The organism is Roseofilum acuticapitatum BLCC-M154, from assembly GCF_030068475.1.
Classification (GTDB): Bacteria; Cyanobacteriota; Cyanobacteriia; order Cyanobacteriales; family Desertifilaceae; genus Roseofilum; species Roseofilum acuticapitatum.
On the sequence record NZ_JAQOSP010000141.1, the window covers coordinates 1 to 23,058 of the forward strand.

Sequence of the window (23,058 nt, forward strand, 5' to 3'; positions counted from 1 at the left end):
ATGGGAACTTGCTTGGCTTTGGCATAAAGTTTAAGTGTCTCATACTCGGTTTCAGACAATAAAAGTTGCAGTCGTTTTGTTCTTGCCATAATCTCTAATAATGTGTATAATTAGAGTATAGCGGATAGGGTAATCAACCGCGTTAAAAACCCAGTAGCCGCAAGGAATCTAGAGTAAGTGGACTCATTGAACCAAGAATCCACTCGCCTTTAGGCAGTGGAGTGTCAAAATGTCTCTTAACGATTTGCCAAGTTCCCTCATCCCCCAGCCCCTTCTCCCCCAGGAGAAGGGGAGCAAAAGTCCATCTCCCGTGGGAGAGGGATTTAGGGAGAGGGCAGATCTTAACCGTTGTCCTCATCCCCCAGCCCCTTCTCCCGTGGGAGAGGGATTCAGGGAGAGGGCAGATCTTCGCCTGTCACCCTCAACTCTGGAAACATGCATCTAAAATCCCTCAACTCTCAATCCCCTTGGCTCTTCTCCCTACTGCTCATCTCCCCCTTCTTCTTTTGGGGAACCGCCATGGTTGCCATGAAAGGTTCCCTCCCCCACACCACCCCCTTCTTCGTGGCTACCCTGCGCCTCGTTCCTGCCGGACTGTTAATCCTGCTCACCGGTTGGCTCACCCAACGTCCCCAACCCCAAGGCATCAAAGCCTGGTTATGGATTAGCCTCTTCGCCCTGATCGATGGAACCCTCTTCCAGGGCTTTCTCGCCCAAGGATTAGTCAGAACCAATGCTGGACTCGGCTCCGTGATGATTGACTCCCAACCCCTAGCCGTCGCACTGATGGCTGCCTGGTTATTCGGGGAAACTATTGGTTGGTGGGGGGCATTGGGCTTAATCTTGGGAGTTAGTGGTATCAGTCTGATCGGCTTACCCGATGAATGGATTTTAGGCGGCTTCCCTCTAGAGGAGATCCAGATCGGCCAGATTTTCCAGAACGGACAAGGCTTAATGCTCTTTGCCGCCCTCTCCATGGCGATAGGAACGATTCTGATCCGCTATGTGAGCCGTCATGCCGATCCGGTGATGGCTACCGGTTGGCATATGATCCTGGGTGGACTGCCCCTGATGCTCGGCTCTGGACTTTGGGAAAGCCATCAGTGGGATCATCTGTTGCTCACGGATTGGCTGGCGATCGCCTACTCAACCACCTTTGGCAGTGCGATCGCCTACGGCCTCTTTTTCTACTTCGCCTCCTCCGGCAACCTCACCAGCCTCAGTTCCCTCACCTTCCTCACCCCCGTCTTTGCCCTCTTCTTTGGTAATCTGATCCTCGAAGAAGTCCTCAGTCCCCTACAATGGCTAGGTGTAGGATTAACCCTGATCAGCATCTACCTCGTCAACCAACGGGAAACCTTAGCGGCCAAATTTAACCTTAAATTTTCCCCGAACCCGGATTCCTCCCTCGCTCAACAGAGAGTCGAAATTGACAAACATAACCCATAAACCTTGGTCTTAGCCTATGGTAAAATCTTCCTAGAATCCTCCATATCCATACCTACAAAATTGCTCAACCCCTTCCGAGCATCTGCTGAAGCCCCCCTTACCAGAGCATAGCTCGTAAAATAGGGTAAGTAGGCTTGCCACCCAGAGCAATCCAAGGTATCACAGACTCATAGATCCCGATCCATCAACTCGCTTTTCCGGCAACGGCTTACCCTAATGTCCTATCGCCTCCCCCTATGCATTTTTAGTACCCTTGCCAGTCTAGGAATCATCAGTTCTGGGACGGCGATCGCCCGCCTTCCCCTCCCTCACCCTGAAAACCCCTCTTTTCTCCTCGCCCAAGCCTCCGAAAATGCCTGCGCCCAGGGTCTAGACTTAGCCCAAAAAGCCAATCAAGCCGGAAAAAGTGCCACCACAGCCGGCCAATGGACTCAGATTTCCCAGCAATGGCAACAAGCAGCCGACTTCATGACTCAAGTGCCGCCAGAAGATGACTGTTATACCAAAGCCCAAGATCGGATTTACTTTTATCGCAACAATAGTCAAATTGCCTTAGAAGAAGCCGAAAAAAGCCGTACCCCCAGGCCCTTTCTTTCCCTAGGCGCTCAAGGAGAAGCCGTAAGCCAACTTCAGCAACAGCTCAAAACCCTAGGCTATTTTCAAGGGGAAGTCGATGGTATTTTTGCCCAAACTACCCAGGAAGCGGCGATCGCCTTCCAAAACGCCCAAGGCTTAACTCCCGATGGGCAAGTGGGTCAAAATACTTGGGATAGCCTAGACTCCGCCCTCCTTACCCAAACTCCCCAGGAAACCCCCACCGAAGAAAGCAAACCCCGAAACAATAAAAAACCCTCCAAGAAACAAGGGATACTCGGTTGGGTCATCATGGGTTTAGGCGGTTTAACCGTTTTAGGGGGAACGATTTTTATCCTGCTTAAGCTACTCAACCGAGGAGATGAAGAAGACGAATTTGAAGACGAAGAAGACGATCCAGATACCTCATCACCTGAACTCATGCCTTCCCTTGCACAAGCCACTCTAGAAAAACTCCGTAATGGGAAATCCGATCCTGGCGATCGAGAAACAGAATCACAAAGCTTATCGGAAGAGGAACTTGAGCCAATCCTCCCAGGACAACCAAGCCATCCAGAACTGAAAAAAGAAGATCCACCTCCAGAAGAATCACCCCAAGAATCCGAAGAAAATCATCAGATTTTGCCCATTAATGAAACCACCCGGTTACCCAAACTCACCCTAGTTGAGGATTTAATTAAAGACTTAGAAAATATCGATCCCCAAAAACGCCGCCAAGCCATTTGGGAATTGGGACAACGGGGTAACTCTCTAGCCGTGCAACCCTTACTTAATTTACTCTTTGATTCGGATTCAGGACAGCGCACCCTAATTTTATCTGCCCTATCGGAAATTGGCATAAAAACCATTAAGCCCATGAATCGCGCCCTATCCTTATCTTTGCAGGATGAGAATCCCGAAGTGAGAAAAAATGCGATTCGAGATTTTACTCGCATGTATGAACTGATTGCCACAGTCAGCCATATGATGTGTCATGCAGTTGACGATCCTGATGAAGAAGTGCAAGAAGTGGCAGAGTGGGCAGTGCTGCAATTACGACGTATTAGTGCCATGTCCAATCGAGTAAAACTGAAAGAGAAACGCTCTTCTGATTCATCCGATGACTTTTTAGATGATGAGGATTAAGAACGTCCTTACCCATCCCCATTACCAACCTAACTCTCTATAAATAGTGTTCTAATAAAACTTCAATTTCTTCCACTTTAAATTCATGGGCGAGTTGAAGAATGAATTCAGAAAACTCTGAATAATTTCCTTCCCAAGTAGCTATTTTTTCTCGAATAGCAATAGTATCGGCTTCTTGGGTAAGTTTTAATAATTCTTCAAGGTCTTGATGGGGAGGTAAATATATAAAATCAGGGGCTTTTTTTTCTAGGGTTTCTTCTCTCTTGCCTGGGTATTCTGGAGTCTCATACAGCCATTTTAAATTTATAGTTTTGCCCTGGGGCAATTCATTGTGAGCTAAGGGAATATGAAGAGTAAAGAAAAATTCGCTCCCTTCACCCAGTTGGCTTTTAACCTCAAGAGTCCCCCCCATCAGTTGCACAATGCGTTGGGAAATGGTTAATCCCAGACCGGTTCCTTGAGCTTGTTGACCCAGATCTCCCACTTGTTCAAAGGCTTCAAAAAGTTTCTGCTGGTCTTCTAGAGCAATACCCCTTCCGGTATCCATCACTTGAAAGAGAATGGAAGCATTGGTTTGTGATAATTCCAGTACATTTACCCTTAATATCACCGAACCATGATCTGTAAACTTAATGGCATTAGCCAATAAATTAATTAAAACTTGTCGCAACCTTTTTTCATCGACTTCAACCCGTTCAGGTAATTGGTTGCCAGGCTGATAAATGAACTGAATGTTCTTTTCTTGGGCACGAATTCTACAAATTTCTACCACACTTTGCAAGACATAGGGCAAACAGACAGGAGCAGGAACTAATTCTAATTTGCCTGCCTCGATTTTGGATAAATCTAAAATCTCATTAATCAAGGTCAGTAAATGAGATCCAGATTGATAAATAATATTAACTCTATGCTGTTCTCGATCGCCTAATGTGGAGCTGCGCTGCAAGAGTTGGGCATAGCCCAGGATGCCATTGAGGGGGGTTCGCAGTTCATGACTCATGCTGGCTAAAAAATCGCTCTTGGCTTGATTCGCAACTTCTGCTTGCTGTTTTGCCCTAGCTAATTGTTGGTTAGATTCCTGTAATTCTGCGGTTCGCTCTTCAACTTTTTGTTCTAAAGTTAAAAAAATATTTTGCAGTTGTTCTGCCATATTGGTGAAGGACTGAGCCAGTTGACCAACTTCATCGTTACGATTAATATCAATCCGGCTCTCCCATTTTCCGGTGGCAATATCTTTAGCAGCTTGATTGATACTAATAATAGGTTTTATGACCCATTCAGCCATGATAATCCCTAAGAGTATGGACAAGATTAAAGCCCCAATACACATGATGATGGTAATCTGAGTATTCGTATTAATTTGTTCCATAAAATCGGATTCTGGGACGGCAATCACCACTAACCAATCTAATCCTCGTTTGTCACTGTAGGGAATAACCTCAACAAATTGGCGATCGCCATCTAGATTAAAATCGAGTTGCTCTACTGTATGAATCGCTGCTAAAGTTGTATATTTTTGTTTTAGAGTTTGAGCGGCTAGGCGAATTAGAGCATTTTCGGCATTTTCGGCTTTGACTCGTTGCACCCCTTTTATGGTGTTTAGGGTGACGGGGGTGAGGGTAGAATTGGCCACGAGCGTGCCATCCCGTTCCATGATGAAAATTTGCCCAGTCTTGCCAATTTTTAAGCTGGATAAAAAGTCGTTAATTTGAGAGAGATACAGACGAACGGTTAAGACTCCCAAAAGTTCTCCTTGTTCGCCATAAACGGAGATACTTGTTGGTAAAACTAAAAGGTTATCATCAGAAAAAAAGCTAAAAATAGGGTTCCAAGATTGTGCATTTTGTAACAGAGTATTTTTGTACCAGTTCCGGGTTCGAGGGTCAAAGGCGGGTTGGACAGCAATAATACCGGTGCGATCGCCATTTTCATCTAAACTATAGGTGGTCATTTGGTAGTTGGTGGAGGCATCAGAGACTTGTAGGATAATATCGGAGCGATCGCTAGTATATTCAATGGCAGTGAAGTCCCCATTATGGCTACCAAAGGCAATATTGCCAATACTCGGAAAAATTTTGAGCTGTTTCCAAAATTGCTGTTCTCGACTAGCGGCATCCAGAAGGTTAAAGTTACCCTGTGTGGAATTTTCAAGATTCAGTTGATTGATTAGATGGGGGGTTTCTAAATACCGATCTAAATAAAGCTGTACTCTAGTCACTATTTCTTCCCTCAGTTCCAGAGCAAGCTGATTAACAGCTTGTTGTCCGTTGCGAATCGACAACCAACCCGTTAAGATCACTGAGGCAGAAATTTGCATCACAAAGGGAAGAATTAAAACCGTTCTCAGGGATTTTCTCTGATAAAAGGGTTTTGCGAATAAGGTCATAGATATTAAAAACAGGATTTTATGGTAGTTTTTATATCCTAATCCCCCATTTGTCTACTGTAGAAACTCCTTTTTTCAGGTTGGCAGAAACTGAGGACATCCTTAAGGTTTAGGTTATCTAGAGGCTACGGAGGCACAGATTACCCCTTGAGCTTCTAGAACAGCAGCCACGCGCAAAATGAGCGCCTCATTGTAGGGAGCGGCCATAATTTGTACCCCTACAGGGAGTTTATGGGGTCGATGGATGGGAACGGATAAGACGGGTAATCCAATGAAGGAGAGGGGTTGAGTATAGCGACCCAAATTGGGACGCAGCAGGATGTCTTCTCCCTCAATATTTAGGGTAGTTTGACCGATGGGGGTAGCCAGACAGGGAGTAGTGGGGGCAAGAATAACATCGACTTCCCGAAAGACTTCCCGGATGCGATCGCGATACCAGCGTCGAAAACGCTGTGCATTTAAATACCATTGTACCGGAATCATGGCCCCTGCCAAAAAGCGATCGCGCGTCGCCGGATCGAAATCCTGGGGAGAGCGTTTCAAGTCGGACAAATGCAGATTCGCCCCTTCACTAGCGGTAATTAAATAAGCGGCTTCTCTTGCTCGCTCCACTTCCGGTAAGCTCACCCTCTGGGTTACACCTAGCACCTGGGCGACCTTTTCCAAGGCTTCAAACACCTCTGGTTCTCCCCCCTGAGTAAAATAATCATCGGCGATCGCGATTCGTAAAGATTCGATTTTTTGATGCAGTTGGGGTAAACAAGGTTCAGGGGGCAGGGTGCAACAGACCGGATCGAGAGGATCTTCCCCTTGCAAAATATCAAACAACGTTGTGATGTCCCGAACGGAACGCCCAAAGGGGCCAATATGATCCAAGCTACTGGAAAACAACTTTACACCAGCACGGGAGAGACGGCCATAGGTCGGTTTGAAGCCATAAACGCCGCACAACGCCGCCGGAACCCGGATCGAACCATTGGTATCTGAGCCTAAACTAAAGGGCACTAAACCGCCAGCAACGCAGGCTGCTGAACCTCCCGATGAGCCTCCAGCTATTCGGGTCAGGTCATGGGGGTTATGGGTGGGGCCATAATGGGCATTTTCGGTGACAAACCCATAGGCATACTCATCCATATTCAAGGCTCCCATAAGGATAGCCCCCGCTCTTTGCAAACGGGCGATCGCCGTGGCATCTGAGAGAGCAGGAGCATGGGAGCGATGGATTTTAGAACCGGCAACCGTGGTGACTCCAGCAATATCAAACAAATTCTTCACCGCAAAGGGAACCCCCGCTAGGGCCCCTGGTCTGTCTCCCCGCTCCAAGCCTCGATCCATGGCTTTGGCCTTGTCCAGGGCTTCCTCTGCCAATAGGGTGGTAAAACAGTTGAGAGCTGGATTATAGAGATCGATACGGTTTAAGGTCGCTTCTAGAATCTCCTGGGCACGATATTGTTGGTTGCGTACTCCACGGGCGATCGCAACTGCATCGAGATAATCAAGATCCAAGGTCATGGCTTAAAAATGGGAGCAACTTCAAGATCTTCAGGCAAAGGAAATTGGTTTAGGGATTGGGCGATCGCCATCAACCGAGTCATATTTTCGATCGTGCCGGGTTGATTCGCCCATTCTGGCGGCAAATCGAGCAGGGATGCCATTTGTACCACAAAGGTTTCTGGATTGGGGTCTTGAGTATTCATAGAATCGGTTTACCAAAGCCTCCCATACTTGTAGCAATTTACCATAAGGCATGAACGCGATCGTCTAGAGTTGACAGTGGATAGTCAAAGCGTGGATAGTTGACGATTGAGAGTTAACCGTCACCCATTCCACCAGGTCTCTCCCTAGTGTTGTGTCTCTGCTTCTATTTTCCTCATTCTGGTATGGTTTGGCGACAGGGGTTTAAGGTTTCTTCATGGATTTTAGTAGCGCTCTCTGGGGGTTTATGCTCTTTGGGCATCCATCACGGGGCGATCGAGGCCCAAGAATCAGCGCCTCCTCTTCCCTTAGCGGAGTCTAGCGATCTGCCCACCCAGATTACAGTTGAGCAATTTGAGGTCATCGGAAGTACGGTATTGAGTGCTGAAGAATTAGCCACTCTCACTGCTCCTTTCACCAACCGTCCCCTGTCCTTAGCCGAGTTATTCCAAGTGAGCTACGAGATTACCCAAGCCTATCACGATCGCGGCTATATCAATTCTGGAGCATTTATTCCCCCCCAAGAACTGCAAGGAGGGGGGGTTATCCTTCAAGTGATAGAAGGGGGAATCGAGGAGATTGAAGTGACGGGAAACCGACTGTTACGCACTGCATATATTGAAGAGCGTCTGCGTTTAGCCACTCAAAAGCCTTTTAATGTGAATCGTTTATTACAAGGATTGCAACTGCTGCAAGTCAATCCCCTGATTGAGCGTCTATCGAGTGAGTTATCCACCAGCGCCCAACCGGGGTTAAGTCGGCTCAGGGTTAAGATTAGGGAAGCGGATTCCTTACAAGGACGGATTGTGGCTGATAATGCTGGTTTACCTAGTGTGGGCAGTTTTCGCCGAGGATTCGGACTGACGGAGGGCAATCTGTTGGGATGGGGCGATCGCCTCAATTTCGATTATTACCAGACTGACGGCAGTCACAGCGTTGAGGTTGGCTATACTTTTCCCCTTAATCCGCGCAATGGAACCCTAGAACTGGCCTATGGTAGGACAAGCAGCGAGATGATTGAAGAGCCATTGAATCCCCTAGATGTAGAAACGGCATCGCGCTATTATGAACTCGCTTTCCGGCAACCGATTTTACAAAATCCTACGGAAGAGTTGGCGATCGGAGTGACATTATCACGCCAAGAAAGTGAAACTTTTTTAGAGGATCGAGCCTTTCCCCTTGCTTTAGGTGCAGACGATCGAGGACACACCAAAGTAACCGCCTTACGTTTCTTCCAAGAATGGACAAAACGCAATCCCACAGAAGTTTTATTTTTGCGCTCTCAATTCAGTTTCGGCATCAATCTTTTCGGAGTGACTGAAAACCCCGATCCCCTTCCCGATAATCATTTTTTTGCCTGGCACTTACAAGGACAATGGTCTAAACTCTGGGGTGAAGAAAACCTCTTACTCTGGCGCAGTCATTTACAACTGGCAACTAACCCCTTACTCCCTCTAGAAGCCTTTCGCTTAGGGGGATTAGATACAGTGCGCGGCTATCGTCAAGATGGCATATTAACCGATAGTGGTTGGTTTTCTGCCTTAGAATTGCGCTTTCCCCTATTTAAAATTCCCCAGTGGGATAGCCAAATCCAATTGACTCCTTTTTTTGATTATGGCATCGGTTGGAATCTCTCTGGTAGGGATAACCAACAGTTATCTTCCCTAGGAATAGGATTGCTCTGGCAACAAGACAATTTTACTGCTGGAGTACAGTGGGGAATGGCGTTAACCGATAGTCCAGTGGATCGAAGAACTTGGCAAGAACATGGGTTTTCTTTCTTTATTTTGTATCAGCCTTTTTGATGCCCAATCGTTACTTTTGAGTTCTGCGTCCTCTAGTTGATGAAGTGGGTTTTAATTGATTTTTAAGCAACTTAGGAATATCGCTCGGTTTCTCGGCTACGGGAATTTTACCGGCTTGAAAGGCTTCTAACTTGCGATCGCCCATATCTGTACTCACCATCGAACCCCGTCCTGCTTTCGTCTCCCTCACCAATAACCGGGAAGCAATTAAGGTGGCAGCATGGCCCTTACGACGGGGTTGGGGGGCCCGTTGACCCGCTAAATAGGCGACTACCGGTTTATCAATGGCTTCTGTAATATATTGGGCTGCTTGTTCTTCTCCCCCTAGTCCATCAATCTCACCCACCAAAACGATCGCATCGGTCTGCTCGTCTTCTTCTAATATTTGTAACCATTGGGCAAAAGAAGATCCTAAAATAGTTTCCCGGCCTAAACCCACTCCTATCGATTGACCCAATCCGGCTTGACTTAACTCTAGAGCGACCTGATAGGTGAGAGTATCCGCGCAACTGATTAAACCAATGCGGCCGGGAGTATAGCATTGGCTCGGATGGGTTCCTAACAAGACTTGACCGGGTACAATAATCCCCGGACAATTGGGCCCTAAGACCAAGGTTTCCGTCACTTCCGCTTTCCGCAGCAGTTTCACCATATCCAGGGGAGGCATTCCAGAGGGAATTAAAATCAGATTGCGAATTCCGGCGGCGATCGCCTCTAGAGACGCATCCAGCATTTCATAGGGCGGTACAAAAATCAACGAGGTATCAATTCCCTCCATATGGCTCACGGCCTCTTCCACCAAATCAAAGGTGGGAATCCCTTCAATGTCTTGGCCGCCGTCTCCTGCGCTCACCCCGGCTACCACATTTGTGCCATACTCCTTCATCAACCGGCCATGGACTCGTCCTAAAGCCTGGTTAATTCCTTGGACTAATACTTTTTGAGTCTGACTAAAGTTCATGGGTCATTCTGGCACTTAGTTTTACAGAATACTTACAGCTTACTGGGAGCTAAAGTCGCTTTAATCGCTGCTTCTAGGTCTTCGATCCAGGTGATTTGGAATTGAGCCAATCGTTCGGCGATCGCCGGACTCAAGGGATCTCCTACCAATCTGAGGATAATGGGGATGGGGTCATAGGCAGGCGATCTCGATCGCTGTTCTAATACTTTCAGAATCGTCTCAGCAATGCGATCGCTCGGCGTTAAGCCACTCATCAAATTCACCAGTATAACCTCCACTGGATCTTGATCGAGTACCAACTCCAACCCCCGATCAATGCGCTCGCAGAATTGATCCGCCAACCATCCCCCTTGAAAATCACCGGCAATTTCCAAGCACCGGGCTGGATTGCCACCGCTACTATAGATTAGATCCAGGGTAGCCATCATCAGTCCTGTTCCATTCGATAACACACCGATCGTGCCCTCTAAATCCATGAGATGGAAGTCCAAATCTTTAACCCTATCGGGTTTCTGGGGGCGATAATGCCACTCATCCCTGGCGCGATCGCCATTATTGTCGAATATCGACCCAGGAGCATGAACCGATCCGGGGGCATGTTGATGCAATAGCTCCATCACATCCGGATGGCGACTTAAGGCTTCATCATTCACCGTTACCTTACCATCTAAAGCCATTACACTACCATCTGGACTCACTCCCAAAGGATTAATCTCAACCACATCCAGGTCTTTATCCACAAATAACCGATACATTTTTTCAATAATCTGACTCACCGATTGAATTAAGCGTCCTTGAAGTCCCATCTTCAACACCAAGCGGCGAGCATAAAAGGGTGAAAAGCTCCGATCCACCACCACCACTTGCATGTGTTCCATCACCGCATCGAGATCGACCCCTCCTTTATTCGACCCTAATAGTACCGGTCGTCTCGCATGGGTATCCAAAACCACTGCTAAATACAACTCGCGATCGGCATTATATTTAGCCTCAGCCAGAATCACATCCGGATAATCACCCATAATGGGTAAATTCACAATTGCTTGGGCTGCCGCCACCGCATCAATCGTATTTTCGGCAAATTTCACCCCTCCAGCCTTACCTCGACCCCCAGCCCGCACTTGGGATTTTAGGACTACGGGATAGGGAATCTTCAATCCCTTCAAGTCTGCCGGATGGTTGATGCACTGAGACGGCAAGATGGGAATACCAATCTGGGCAAATAGTTCCTTAGCCTGATACTCTAATAAATCCATATAAAATTCGGGGTTAGACAAGATGGTAGCTTCGTAATCTTTGATTTTATCTAGAATTTAAATCTCTAGAATTTTCAGTTTATCACTGACCCGATTGAACCTTCTGTCCCTCCCCATAGTCTAAACATACAGAAATCACTAATGACGAGGAACGGGTTGCGTGGCTGCTAGACTAGCTCATGTTTGGGACTCTCATCAGAGCAATGGCGATTCTGAATCCCAATTAAATGATTCAGAATTAGTTCGTCGATGTGTTCAGGGAGATCCCCAGAGCTATCGCCTATTATACCGCCGTTATCAATCCCCAGTGCGCTCTACCCTCTATCAACTCTGTGGGTCATCCTATCTAGATGATGGGGTTCAGGAGGTCTTTTTACGGGTTTGGAAAGGACTACCGAAGTTTCGGAAAACGGCCAAGTTTTCCACTTGGCTTTACCGAATTACTTGTAATGTAGCCTTCGATCGCCGGCGACAATTAGCTCAACAGCATCAATTGTCCTTGAGGGTGGATCTTCCATCTGTGTCTGAAGACACATCTGATTTAATGCAATTGCATTACCAAGATTTGGTGCGTCGGGGTCTAGAACATTTGAGCTGGGAACATCGCACTGTGGTGGTTTTGCATGATTTGGAAGATATGCCCCAAAAGGAAATTGCCCAGGTTTTAGAGATCCCTTTGGGAACGGTGAAATCGAGGTTATTTCACGGTCGAGCAGCCATGCGTCAGTTTTTGGAAGAACAGGGAGTGCAATTATGAAGCCAATCGATTCTTGCTCTTCATCGAGTGAGTCGGGAAAAGACGATCGCCTAGTAGAGTTTCTACATCAATACCGGCCTTGTCCTCCACCGGAAGCTAAGGGACTCGAAGACCAGATTCTGCAAGAGATCCAGAGCCTTCATCCGGAAAGTCCTAGGGGTCAGAGAAGGAGAAAGGTATGGTTCTTCGGGGCGATCGCCGCTAGTCTAATTTTGGGGATCGGTGGATATGCTCGCTGGTCTACCCAAATGGCCAGCCAACCCCTATCTGAAGAAGAAATAGCGTCATTAGATCGATTTTTGCAAACCACTTGGGAGGGGACGGTGAGTCCCTCTAACCAAGAGTCTGCCTGGGTTGAAGATCCTTGGTTTCTACAGGAATCTTTCCCATCCACCAATTAGTTATTCATTCAATTGAAGAGGTCTTTCAAGATGATGTCGGTTAAACCTATGTCTATCACTCGTGTTTGTGCGGTTACCTTAAGTGTTTTGATGTTGGGTGCGGGGATGGCGGAAGCTAAACCCCGTGGCAATTGGGAGAATCGGGGATTGGGTCAGGAAGTGGCTGCTGCTCGCAGTAATGGCAATTCCGGTAACTGGGATCGTAGCGTGTTAGACGGGCAAAGTAATGGGGAGAGTCAAGGAATAAGGGTGAGTCAACGGGGAGGAGGCCAGCGTGGAGGAGGTCAGCGCGGGCCGGGGGGATTGATGCAGAATTTGAATCTGTCGGAACAACAGCAACAGCAAATTCAAGCGATTCGAGACCGCTATGAATCGCAATTTGAACAAAATCGCAATGCGATGGAGCAAGCTCGCGAGCAGTTGCGGACGTTAATGACGGGAAATGCCAATGATAGCCAAATTCGCGCCCAACATCAGCAGGTGCAACAGTTGGCTCAACAAATGGGTAATCTTCATTTTGAGAGCATGATGGAAATTCGCAATGTGCTGGATGATACTCAACGGCAACAGTTTGGTGAGATGATGAATCAAAGACGCGATCGCTTTGGTTCTGGCTCAGAAAATGGCCCTGGGAATCGTCGGGGAAATCGATAGGGATTGAGGTTGAATCCTGAATAATGAATAGAAGGTGAGTTATCAGAAGAATGGGTCTAAAACCCCGTCCTTCTAGGACGGCTTTGTATTAGAGAGAGAGAGCTTCTCTCTCTCTCTCTCTACACCATCAATAGAATTTGTACTAAAATAGTCAGCATAATGCGTAAGTCACCATGCTAGTCCTCGAATCAAAACTAAAAGGAAGAACAGAGCAGTACAACCTCATTGAAGAGGCGATCCGGACTGCTCTGTTTTGTCGTAATAAAGCTTTGAGATATTGGATGGACAATTATGGTACAGATAAATACGACTTAAACAAATACATGCCTTTCTTGGCAAAAGAATTTAGTTTTGCTAAGAAACTCAATTCTCAAGCAAGGCAAGCCAGTGCAGAAAGAGCCTGGTCTGCGATTAGTCGATTCTTGGATAACTGCAAGAAGAAAGTATCAGGTAAGAAAGGGTATCCGAAATTTAAGAAGCATGGTCATTCAGTTGAATATAAAACAACAGGATGGAAGCTGAGTGAAGATCGGAAATACTTAACTTTGACTGATGGCTTCAAGATTGGCAGATTAAAATTAGTCGGCAGTCGCGATCTAAACTTCTACCCCATTGAGAAAATTAAGCGCATCAGATTAATTCGCCGTGCCGATGGGTATTATGCTCAGTTCTGTGTAGATATTGAGCGTAAAGAAGAAATAGAGCCAACACATACAACGATTGGTTTAGACGTTGGACTTAATCATTTTTATACGGATTCAAAAGGTCAGGTCATTGAGAATCCTAGATACCTTAGAAAATCAGAGCTACAACTCAAAAAGTTGCAGCGTAAAGTTTCTAAAAGGGAAAAGGGATCTGCTAATCGCCGCCAAGCCATTAAGCGGTTAGCTAAAAAACATTTGCAAATAAGTAGGCAGCGTAAAGACTTTGCGGTAAAGACTGCAAGGTGCGTAGTTCGATCTAACGATCTGATTGCCTATGAAGACTTGCAAGTGCGGAATATGATTAAGAATCACAAGCTGGCTAAGTCAATCACTGATGCAAGCTGGTCAATGTTTCGCCAATGGGTTGAGTATTTTGGCAAGGTGTTTGGTAGGATGACTATTGCAGTGCCTCCCCAATATACCAGTCAGAATTGTTCAAATTGCGGTAAGCAAATTGTCAAAACATTGAGTCAAAGAACGCATTGCTGCGGGCATTGTGGTACTGTACTAGACCGTGACCACAATGCGGCTCTAAATATCTTAGCTAGTGGGCTAAATAGGGTAGGGCATACCCAAATTCACGCCTGTGGAGAGAACGACCTCTGTCAAGTAGATGCAAGTCTGCTGGGTAAGTTGTCTCGCTGAATCAGGAATCCCCGTCACTTCAGTGCGGGGAGTGTCAATTCCGTGCCCGGAAACACCAGTTTATATCATCGGTTCGAGTTTTGGGGGATTAACGGCGGCTTGGTTAGGACAACTTTATCCTCAAGTGCAGGGGTTAGTTTTACTGGCTCCTGCCTTTGAATTTTATGGCTATTGGGTGACTCAATTTATCGAGTCTGACCGGCAAGAATGGCAAAAACAAGGCTATTGGCCCGTCTATCATTATGGAGAAAAGCGATCGCTCCCCCTACACTACGGCTTCATCTCCGATTTGCTTCAATATCCATCTTCTGCGCTCACCCGTGCCATTCCCACCCTAATTTTCCATGGCTTAAACGATGAAGTGATTCCCATTCAACAGAGTCGAGACTATGCTCAGAGCCGACCTTGGGTCAAGTTAATCGAATTAGAGAGCGATCATGGTTTAGGCGATCGAGTGCCCCAAATTTGCCTAGGTATTCAAGATTTTTTAGCGGAAATTGCTGTCTGACCCGGAGCAAAATTTGATATGCTGATCCCATCTTCAGCACTACTTCTGAGTGAGTTTAAGTCTATGTTGTCTTTCATCCGTCCGGCGATCGCCCAACTGAATGCCTATCAACCCCACCCAGGAGACATCATTGGCACTCATCCCCAGACCTTAGATCGACTCGATACCAATGAAAGCGCCAACGATTTACCCGAAGATCTCAAACAGAAATTAGCCCAACTTTATCTTCATCCCCTAGAAGCTAATCGCTATCCCGATGGCAGTCATCACCAATTAAAACAGGCCATCTGTGAATATGCCAACGAATCCGCCCAAATTGTGCCAGAACCAGCCCTTTCCCCCACTCAAATTTGCCTCGGCAATGGCTCCGATGAACTGATTCGCTCGATCCTCATGGCCACTTGCTTAGGGGAGAGAGCGGCCATTTTAACCGCTAATCCCACCTTCTCCATGTATGGAATTTTAGCCCAAACCCTAGGTATTCCCGTCATGAGCGTCGATCGCCATCCCCAAACCTTTGAAACCGATCTAGAAGCAGCTCAAAAAGCCATAGAATCAGAGACTTCAGTCCCCATCCGGGTGGTGTTTATGGTACATCCCAACTCCCCCACCGGTAACCCCCTCACCTCCGCAGAAATCCAATGGCTAAAACAACTGCCTCCAGAAATCTTGGTCGTAATTGATGAAGCCTATTTTGAATTTAGTCAACACACCCTCGTCCCAGAATTAGCTCAACATCCTAACTGGGTGATATTACGCACCTTCTCCAAAGCCTTTCGGTTAGCCTCCCATCGCGTTGGCTATGCAATCGGTCACCCTGAATTCATTAATGCTCTCGAAAAAGTGCGATTGCCTTATAACTTACCGACTTTTTCTCAACTCGCGGCCCTTTTGGTACTCCAGAACCGTAAATCGATTCTTAGCACCATTGATGCCCTGTTACAACAAAGAGAAGAACTCAATGAAAAACTCAATCAACTTTCTCTACTCAAAGTTTGGCCCAGTCGCGGGAATTTTCTCTATGCTCGGCTAAATTCTACCAGCCAACTGACCCATGCAGAAATTGGCGATCGCCTCAAAACCCAAGGCACTCTCATCCGCCATACCGGAGGAGGACTGAGGATCACCATTGGTAATTCTGATGAAAATCAACGCACCTACCAAAGACTCCATCACCTTTTAACCTCCACTGCCATCCCTAACTGAGTAATCGAGCCTCATGAACGGTGTCTGGAAAAACGCCAACCATGAGGGCAAAGGCTTCATCTGGTGTACTAGAGACCGTTTTAGCACCAAAAAATCCCTCAAAATTCTGAAGAATTTTTTGCGCCCGTTTGACAGAAACACTATCACTCGTAATGCCATGGAGAAGACGAGTCCACTGAATGCGAGTTAAATAAGCTTGGTACAATTCTTCTGGACTTTGGGGAAGGACTAACTCCAGATTACCCATCGGTAAACAGCCATGGCAATCTGAATCACAGATACCACCCACAGCAGCCCCAGGACCGGCAAATTCTGAATGACAGCGCTTATAGACAATCAGTCCATTACGACGCTTCTTACTAACGATCCAAACTTTTCCTGATTTCAATTGACTCAAAGAATCGGGATCTGGCATCTCTACCATTGTTTGACTAAGTTTTCGAGCATGAGATCGATGGTGTGGACAATTCTCCTGAACCGACTGGACTCCCCTATGTGAAGTCAAGTCTGGTGTTGGAGAAGGAGAGGATTGGTAGCAGTTTAGATGATTGCTATCCATTTGCGATCATAATCGGTTAAGTTCACAAGAGGTGATAAGAAAGAAAAAGAGTAGGAGATTGGATTGGATGGTTATGGATCATCCGAATGGATTCCGAAACAAACCCAGTTTAAGTGCATTAACTCTACCTGGCAACAGCGAGTGAGTCCCCTAGGTTCAGAAAATAGATCGTCATCTCCGCTATCTTTACCGATTGCAGCCCTGTATTCAGGATTCGATTAACTCAAAGCTGCTTATCTGTTGTCGATCTCGATCGCTGGTGCAGTTGCAGAATCAATATTTTGATAGGTATTGTTAAAATTATCGAATCTTCTTTTCAGTATAAATCCTATAGTGAGTCCCTCCCTTAACTTCATCAAAACTTCATAAAACTCGGCAAAAGAGGGCACAATTGCAAAGATTTAAAGAAGTTTAGGGGTTAACTCTACCCAAAGCCTAGACGCTTGACTTACGATGAAGGAAGTATAAGCACACACCGGCATCAAATTGAATCCGTCTCACATAATGATAAGACGATAAGTATCATGAATAGTAACTATCCCCTAGGTTCAAGCTGGGAGTTGGTATCAGTTTTGCCTAGACCCCATCATCCTTCTACAGATTGCCCAATTAAACGTTCCATCGATATTGTGGGCAGTCTGGTGGGTTTGCTGATTCTAGCTCTAATCTTTATTCCGATCGCCATTGCCATTAAACTCGATAGTCCCGGGCCCATTTTCTTTAGTCAGCGCCGCTATGGACTCCATGGTAAGCCGTTTACCATCTACAAGTTTCGCTCGATGGTCACCGATGCGGATAGCCTCAAGTCTAAGGTGAAAAACAAGGCTAGTGGCTTAATCTTTAAAAATGAATCCGATCCCCGCGTGACTAAAGTTGGACAGTTTTTACGCAAAAGTAGTTTAGATGAGTTTCCCCAATTCTGGAATGTGCTACTCGGAGATATGAGCTTAGTCGGGACTCGTCCCCCTATCCATGAGGAGGTCGTTCGCTATAAACCCCATCATTGGAGACGCTTGGATGTGAAGCCGGGTTTAACGGGACAGTGGCAAGTGAGCGGCCGTTCCTTAGTGAAGAATTTTGAGGATATTGTCAGTCTAGATTTAGAATATCAATCCCTCTGGACTCCTCTCTACGATCTACAGATTATTTGGCAAACGATTCATGTGGTCTTACGTCGAACCGGTGCTTGTTAACCGATTGCACTAGATCTTAAAGTGACGGTGTTTAGGGGTCAACGGTTGTTGACCCTGTTTCTATTTGGGGGGAGTGGGGAGATGATGACCCATTACTCATTACCCATGGCGAGATTGATGCCATTGCCAGGCATGACGAATAATGGTTTCAACATCGGGATAGAGGGGAGTCCAGTGGAGGAGAGTTCTGGCTTTATCACTACTACCAACTAATATAGGTGCATCTCCGGGACGGCGATCGCACTCAACCGCCTTAATTTCACATCCCGTCACTTGGCGAGCGCTTTCAATTACTTGTCTGACGGAAAAGCCATTGCCATTGCCGAGATTAAAGACTTCACTTTCGCCGCCTTTTAAGAGGTATTCTAAACCCAGCACATGGGCAGCCGCTAAATCGACCACATGAATATAGTCTCGCAGACAGGTTCCGTCTTCGGTGTCGTAATCTGTGCCAAAAATGGATAAAGATTCCCGTTTTCCTAAAGCGGTGTGCAGCGCCAAGGGAATCAAATGGGTTTCGGGATGATGATCTTCGCCTAATAAGCCTCCGGGTTCGGCTCCGGCGGCATTAAAATAGCGGAAACGGACGGATTTTAAGCCATAGGCGCTATCAAAATCGGTTAGGATACGTTCTACCATGGCCTTACTCGCTGCATAGGGACTCATGGGATTTTGGGGATGATCTTCGGGGATGGGGAGGGTTTGGGGTTCTCCGTAAATGGCGCAAGTGGAGGAGAAAACCAGCTTGTTCACTTTCGCGTTTAGCATGGCTTCGAGTAGGGTTAGTGTGCCATGAACGTTGTTGCTGTAGTACATGCCGGGTTTATGGACAGATTCGCCAACGGCAATAAAGGCGGCAAAGTGCATGACGGCCGCGATGGGATAGGTTTGGAAGATTTGATCGAGTAAGATGCGATCGCCAATATCTCCGACAATTAAGGGGACTTTGAGAACATTTTCCACTAAATCCTGATGGCCATAACTGAGATTATCTAGGATAATCACTTCATAGTTGGCCTGTTGTAAGGCTAACACGGCATGGGAGCCTATATAGCCTGCTCCACCGGTTACTAAAATGGTTGGTTTTTGTTGCGCCACCTTAAAAAGCCCCTTGTTAATTGATGTTTGTCTGGTAGTTGCATTACCCTAGATCTGGATCATCTTAACCCTAATCTTTCACGCCAGTTAGCGATTTGTTCTTTAAGTTATGACAGATATTGCCCAAGAGATTACTGCCATTGATAACGAACTCTCGAAACGAGAGATTGCCCTCGATCCGGGGGGGTATTTTATTATTTACCTGGATCGAAAGGCTGGACTGATTTGTGCCAAGCATTTTACCAATATTATCAACGATCGCGGTCTGGCGGTCGATCCGGACACGGGGAAAGTGATTCCCGCGAAGGGGAAGGTGGAGCGTACGGCAAGTCAAGTTTATACGGCACGAACGGCTAAGGAGCTTTGTGTGAAGTTATTTGAAAGCGATCCTCCCTGTGCGGTGACGATGCTCGATCATGCGGCATACCTGGGACGGGAGTTGGTGCGGGCGGAGTTTGCTTTGGTTCAGGGTATGGAGTATATCCAAGATTAAGGAATATGAAGCCATTGCGATCGCCGGATCTCAGACTCCCAGAATAGCTGTATCCCCTGTGTTAATCAGGAAATTAGCTCGATCGCTCTCTAGATCAATCAAGAAACGTAACGAAATTGTTGCAACTCTTAACATAAAAATGGCGATCGCTGCCTCAGACCTTGTTAGACTAAGACCCTAGATACTTTAAAAGCACTCCCTCATCGGAGATCCAAACCCCCATCAGGGAAGACACTCATAACTCAAAACCAATCGTTAAAGACCTATGGTAAGCTCGGCTGAAAAACCCGCTTTTCAAGAAATCCGTCCCGGAGTAAAAATCCCGGCCAAGGAAACTATCCTTACTCCTCGATTCTACACCACAGACTTCGATGAGATGGCCAAGATGGACATCTCAGTAAATGAAGCAGAATTGCAAGCGATTCTAGAAGAATTTAGAACCGATTATAATCGCCATCACTTTATCCGTGACGAAGAATTTAACCAATCCTGGGATCATATCGATGGTGAAACTCGTCGCTTGTTTGTGGAATTTCTCGAACGCTCTTGCACGGCTGAGTTTTCTGGCTTCTTACTCTATAAAGAATTGGGCCGTCGCCTCAAAGATAAAAGCCCCGTTTTGGCAGAATGCTTTAACTTAATGTCCCGTGACGAAGCCCGTCATGCTGGATTTTTGAATAAGGCCATGTCTGACTTTAATCTGTCCCTAGATTTAGGCTTTTTGACCAAAAGTCGCAGCTATACCTTCTTCAAGCCTAAATTCATTTTCTACGCCACTTACCTGTCAGAAAAAATTGGCTACTGGCGCTATATCACCATCTATCGGCATTTAGAGCAACACCCGGAAAATAGAGTTTATCCCATCTTCCGCTTCTTTGAAAATTGGTGTCAGGACGAAAACCGCCATGGTGATTTCTTTGATGCCATTATGAAGTCTCAGCCCCAAATCCTGAACGATTGGAAAGCTAAACTGTGGAGTCGCTTCTTCCTGTTGTCGGTGTTTGCGACGATGTTCCTCAATGATATCCAACGGTCAGATTTCTATGCGTCTATTGGTTTGGATGCTCGCGAATATGACATCTATGTGATTAAGAAAACCAATGAAACGGCGGGTCGGGTATTCCCGGTTATGCTAGACGTAGAAAATCCGAAATTCTATGAATATTTGGATATTTGCGTCGAGAACAATAAGAAATTACGGGAAATTGATGCCTCTAGCAGTCCTAAGTTCTTGAAACCCCTGCAAAAGCTGCCCCACTTCCTGTCTAATGGCGTACAGTTCATCAAATTGTATTTCATGAAGCCTATTGATGTAACGAATATGCAAGGCGCTGTGCTGTAATCGGATTTTTTCATGAGGTGAAAGGGTTCTGCCAAGATTGGCAGAGCCTTTTTCTTGGGTTTAATTAGGGTATGTAGCAGTTTTCAAATGAGTTATCAACAGTTTGCCCTCATCCCCCAGCCCCTTCTCCCGCAGGAGAAGGGGAGTAGAAGTCCCTCTCCCGTGGGAGAGGGATATAGGGAGAGGGCAAAATCTCTCGTCTATCTGATTCTGGGATCTCTGCTGGGACTATGGGGAATTCAGATCGCCGCCTATGCGGATGCACTCGATGTACCGCCAGGGGTTTTAGAAGAGTCTCCGGTTTTACAACGGTGGCAAGAGGACGTGCCGAATGTGCTGGAGGAGATCCAAACTGATCCGAGTCTTCCCACGCGACTGAGAGGGGGGTATTCCCAGTTTCCTTCCTCGGAGCATCTGGGGGGGTTTCATGTGGGGTTGGAAGATTGGTGGTTGGGGAGAACCCGGTTAAGTGTGAGTGGGGGGTATGAGGGATCTTTTGGGGGCGAGCGATCGCACTTATCCTTGGATCTCCATTATCATTTGCTACCTTTGGGTGGATACTTTAACGTAGCTCCCGTTTTAGGCTATCACCATCTGGGAACCCCTGACTATTCAAGGGGAGGGGTTAATATAGGGATGCGGCTAATCTTGATTCCTTCACGGGGAGGCGGTACAGATTTATCCCTTTCGCAAACCTTTGTCAATCCTGGAAGTGGCACAGAAATCGGTTTAACGACTCTCTCGATGGGTTATGCTCTAACGAAGAAATGGCGCTTAGGAACGGAGATTGAAAAGCAAAATTCCACGGAGCGCAAGGATAGTCGGGTGAGTATTTCTATGGAATGGATGTTTTAGCTGCACGGGATTTCTAAGCAATTGTACCATAGAGTGGGGCGATCGCACATCCCCCACAGGAGTGAACTGTAAATCCTCCACCTGGGTGAAGAAATTCCCGGAGAATTTTCCTATACTCAAAACTATAACATCCGATCTATACACCAGTGTGGGAGGCAGGAAATATGAAACTTACCAATGCAGCAATCTTAGCCCTATTTACTCCTCTTCTATGGTTCAGTCCAGCGAAAGCTGAAAATCCCGCTCACGTGCAACAACTCCTCGAAACTCGTGCTTGTATGGGATGTGACCTCTCTGGTGCAGATTTAAGCCTGCAACATTTGATTGGGGCAGATTTACGCAATGCTGATTTATCGGGTGCTAATTTGACTGAAGCGAACTTAGAAGGTGCAGATCTCACTGGTGCAAATCTGGAAGGTGCTAACCTTACGGATGCATTCCTCAATCAAGCCAGTTTACATGAAGCTAATCTGGTAGCGGTTAATTTTACTCGTGCTTCTTTGATTGAAGTCGATGTTACCCAAGCGGATATGGAAGACCTGACGATTACGGAAGCCACCATTTACAATACCCAAATTGGGGTGGGTGGAACAGCGCCAGAACCCGGTGAAGATGTAGAATTTTAATCCACTTGGCTCAAGTGTCCTTGGTGTAAAGAGAACACCGGTTTGCCTAAAAACTGAATCAGTCGTTCGTCATGGGTGGTTACTAGGATGGTAATCCCCATGCGATTGAGTTTTTGCAAGATTTTCATCACTTGCATCGCATTGTGGGAATCTAGGTTACCCGTAGGTTCATCGGCTAGGAGGAGAGGAGGTGTACCAACGAGAGCGCGAGCTAAACTGGCTCGTTGCTGTTCTCCTCCAGAGAGGTAACGGGGGAAAGAGTTGGCTTTGTGGGATAAGCCTAACATTCTCAGGGTAGCGGGTAGACGACGCTGGATTTCGGGTTGGCTCAAGCCTTGGGCGTGAAGGACGAAGGTGAGGTTTTCGGCGATGGTTTTTTGGGGAATGAGTTGGTAGTCCTGGAAGACGATACCCATTTTACGCCGCAGTTGGCAGAGGCGATCGCCCTTTAAGTCAGTCATGGTTTCCCCTAAAACGGTCAAGTTCCCCGATGTCGGTTTTTCTGCTCCATAAATGAGCTTGAGAAAGGTGGATTTTCCGGCTCCAGATGCTCCCGTAATGAACAGAAAATCCCCTTTATAGACGACTAAGGAGACTTGACGCAGGGGACAAGTACCCTTCTCATAGGTTTTGTTAACCTTCTCAAACTCAATGATAATTTCTTTTCCCGAAGTCGAAGATTTTGGGGAAGGAGAGGGTTGCCACCATTGCTGAACCGACTGTAGGGTTTGCTTGAGGGTTTTCAT

The 23,058-nt window shown here is 46.6% G+C and carries 22 protein-coding genes; 14 read left to right on the forward strand and 8 right to left on the reverse strand.

Translation table 11 applies throughout. The annotated features are described in order from the left end of the window. Positions 1 to 435 precede the first annotated feature (435 nt). Positions 436 to 1,449 carry a DMT family transporter gene (locus PMG71_RS21695; RefSeq protein ID WP_283755819.1) on the forward strand — a complete coding sequence of 338 codons (1,014 nt, stop codon included), beginning with the start codon at positions 436 to 438 and terminating at the stop codon, positions 1,447 to 1,449. Positions 1,450 to 1,665: 216 nt separating this feature from the next. Further along, positions 1,666 to 3,168 (forward strand): peptidoglycan-binding protein, encoded by a 1,503-nt coding sequence (locus PMG71_RS21700; protein ID WP_283755820.1) that lies wholly within the window; start codon positions 1,666 to 1,668, stop codon positions 3,166 to 3,168. Between the two features lie 37 nt (positions 3,169 to 3,205). Here the strand turns inward: PMG71_RS21700 and PMG71_RS21705 are convergent, their stop codons facing one another. The 3 genes from PMG71_RS21705 to PMG71_RS21715 all read right to left on the reverse strand — a co-directional run bounded on the left by PMG71_RS21705 (position 3,206) and on the right by PMG71_RS21715 (position 7,251). Then, a complete protein-coding gene (locus tag PMG71_RS21705) occupies positions 3,206 to 5,554 on the reverse strand; it encodes a hybrid sensor histidine kinase/response regulator (protein ID WP_283755821.1) in 2,349 nt (782 codons plus the stop codon). Positions 5,555 to 5,668: 114 nt separating this feature from the next. After that, positions 5,669 to 7,066, reverse strand: a complete 1,398-nt coding sequence (locus tag PMG71_RS21710; protein ID WP_283755822.1) for an AtzE family amidohydrolase — start codon at positions 7,064 to 7,066, stop codon at positions 5,669 to 5,671. Then, the gene (locus tag PMG71_RS21715) at positions 7,063 to 7,251 is read right to left on the reverse strand and encodes a DUF4089 domain-containing protein (RefSeq protein WP_283755823.1); all 189 of its coding nucleotides are present in this window, start codon (positions 7,249 to 7,251) and stop codon (positions 7,063 to 7,065) included. The genes PMG71_RS21710 and PMG71_RS21715 overlap by 4 nt, the downstream gene beginning before the upstream one ends. Before the next feature lie 183 nt (positions 7,252 to 7,434). Between PMG71_RS21715 and PMG71_RS21720 the strand changes: the two genes are divergently transcribed. Beyond that, positions 7,435 to 9,054 carry a ShlB/FhaC/HecB family hemolysin secretion/activation protein gene (locus tag PMG71_RS21720; RefSeq protein WP_283755824.1) on the forward strand — a complete coding sequence of 540 codons (1,620 nt, stop codon included), beginning with the start codon at positions 7,435 to 7,437 and terminating at the stop codon, positions 9,052 to 9,054. Positions 9,055 to 9,064: 10 nt separating this feature from the next. On the opposite strand, the gene PMG71_RS21725 is transcribed toward PMG71_RS21720, so the two are convergent. Both PMG71_RS21725 and PMG71_RS21730 read right to left on the reverse strand, forming a co-directional pair. Beyond that, positions 9,065 to 10,015, reverse strand: coding sequence for a succinate--CoA ligase subunit alpha (locus PMG71_RS21725; RefSeq protein WP_283755825.1), 951 nt, complete (start codon positions 10,013 to 10,015; stop codon positions 9,065 to 9,067). Positions 10,016 to 10,047: 32 nt separating this feature from the next. Then, positions 10,048 to 11,271, reverse strand: coding sequence for an ATP-grasp domain-containing protein (locus tag PMG71_RS21730; RefSeq protein ID WP_283755826.1), 1,224 nt, complete (start codon positions 11,269 to 11,271; stop codon positions 10,048 to 10,050). 160 nt (positions 11,272 to 11,431) lie between these two features. Between PMG71_RS21730 and PMG71_RS21735 the strand changes: the two genes are divergently transcribed. From PMG71_RS21735 to PMG71_RS21760, 6 genes are all read left to right on the forward strand, one after another. After that, on the forward strand, positions 11,432 to 12,028 hold the full coding sequence (locus PMG71_RS21735; protein ID WP_283755827.1) for a sigma-70 family RNA polymerase sigma factor: 597 nt from the start codon (positions 11,432 to 11,434) through the stop codon (positions 12,026 to 12,028). Further along, positions 12,025 to 12,429 (forward strand): hypothetical protein, encoded by a 405-nt coding sequence (locus PMG71_RS21740; protein WP_283755828.1) that lies wholly within the window; start codon positions 12,025 to 12,027, stop codon positions 12,427 to 12,429. The genes PMG71_RS21735 and PMG71_RS21740 overlap by 4 nt, the downstream gene beginning before the upstream one ends. A 105-nt stretch (positions 12,430 to 12,534) precedes the next feature. After that, positions 12,535 to 13,083 carry a Spy/CpxP family protein refolding chaperone gene (locus tag PMG71_RS21745; protein WP_430541024.1) on the forward strand — a complete coding sequence of 183 codons (549 nt, stop codon included), beginning with the start codon at positions 12,535 to 12,537 and terminating at the stop codon, positions 13,081 to 13,083. 173 nt (positions 13,084 to 13,256) lie between these two features. Continuing rightward, positions 13,257 to 14,432 carry an RNA-guided endonuclease InsQ/TnpB family protein gene (locus PMG71_RS21750; RefSeq protein WP_283755830.1) on the forward strand — a complete coding sequence of 392 codons (1,176 nt, stop codon included), beginning with the start codon at positions 13,257 to 13,259 and terminating at the stop codon, positions 14,430 to 14,432. A 31-nt stretch (positions 14,433 to 14,463) separates the two neighbouring features. Next, positions 14,464 to 14,940, forward strand: a complete 477-nt coding sequence (locus tag PMG71_RS21755; RefSeq protein ID WP_283755831.1) for a YqiA/YcfP family alpha/beta fold hydrolase — start codon at positions 14,464 to 14,466, stop codon at positions 14,938 to 14,940. Positions 14,941 to 15,003: 63 nt separating this feature from the next. Then, positions 15,004 to 16,146: a histidinol-phosphate transaminase gene (locus PMG71_RS21760; RefSeq protein ID WP_283755832.1), complete on the forward strand. Its 1,143-nt coding sequence runs from the start codon at positions 15,004 to 15,006 to the stop codon at positions 16,144 to 16,146. Here the strand turns inward: PMG71_RS21760 and PMG71_RS21765 are convergent. Beyond that, positions 16,139 to 16,570, reverse strand: coding sequence for a hypothetical protein (locus tag PMG71_RS21765; protein ID WP_283755833.1), 432 nt, complete (start codon positions 16,568 to 16,570; stop codon positions 16,139 to 16,141). The genes PMG71_RS21760 and PMG71_RS21765 overlap by 8 nt on opposite strands. A gap of 659 nt (positions 16,571 to 17,229) precedes the next feature. Here PMG71_RS21765 and PMG71_RS21770 point away from each other — a divergent pair. After that, a complete protein-coding gene (locus PMG71_RS21770) occupies positions 17,230 to 17,898 on the forward strand; it encodes a sugar transferase (protein ID WP_283755834.1) in 669 nt (222 codons plus the stop codon). 99 nt (positions 17,899 to 17,997) lie between these two features. Here PMG71_RS21770 and galE read toward each other — a convergent pair whose 3' ends face one another. After that, on the reverse strand, positions 17,998 to 18,996 hold the full coding sequence (gene galE, locus PMG71_RS21775; RefSeq protein WP_283755835.1) for a UDP-glucose 4-epimerase GalE: 999 nt from the start codon (positions 18,994 to 18,996) through the stop codon (positions 17,998 to 18,000). Between the two features lie 109 nt (positions 18,997 to 19,105). On the opposite strand from galE, the gene PMG71_RS21780 reads away from it, so the two are divergent. The 4 genes from PMG71_RS21780 to PMG71_RS21795 all read left to right on the forward strand — a co-directional run bounded on the left by PMG71_RS21780 (position 19,106) and on the right by PMG71_RS21795 (position 22,312). Further along, on the forward strand, positions 19,106 to 19,489 hold the full coding sequence (locus tag PMG71_RS21780; protein WP_283755836.1) for a DUF4346 domain-containing protein: 384 nt from the start codon (positions 19,106 to 19,108) through the stop codon (positions 19,487 to 19,489). A 265-nt stretch (positions 19,490 to 19,754) separates the two neighbouring features. Continuing rightward, positions 19,755 to 20,831, forward strand: coding sequence for a magnesium-protoporphyrin IX monomethyl ester (oxidative) cyclase (acsF, locus tag PMG71_RS21785; protein ID WP_283755837.1), 1,077 nt, complete (start codon positions 19,755 to 19,757; stop codon positions 20,829 to 20,831). An 87-nt stretch (positions 20,832 to 20,918) separates the two neighbouring features. Then, on the forward strand, positions 20,919 to 21,686 hold the full coding sequence (locus PMG71_RS21790; protein ID WP_283755838.1) for a hypothetical protein: 768 nt from the start codon (positions 20,919 to 20,921) through the stop codon (positions 21,684 to 21,686). Positions 21,687 to 21,850: 164 nt separating this feature from the next. Next, positions 21,851 to 22,312 carry a pentapeptide repeat-containing protein gene (locus PMG71_RS21795; protein WP_283755839.1) on the forward strand — a complete coding sequence of 154 codons (462 nt, stop codon included), beginning with the start codon at positions 21,851 to 21,853 and terminating at the stop codon, positions 22,310 to 22,312. Here the strand turns inward: PMG71_RS21795 and ftsE are convergent. Next, a complete protein-coding gene (gene ftsE / locus PMG71_RS21800; protein WP_283755840.1) occupies positions 22,309 to 23,058 on the reverse strand; it encodes a cell division ATP-binding protein FtsE in 750 nt (249 codons plus the stop codon). The genes PMG71_RS21795 and ftsE overlap by 4 nt on opposite strands.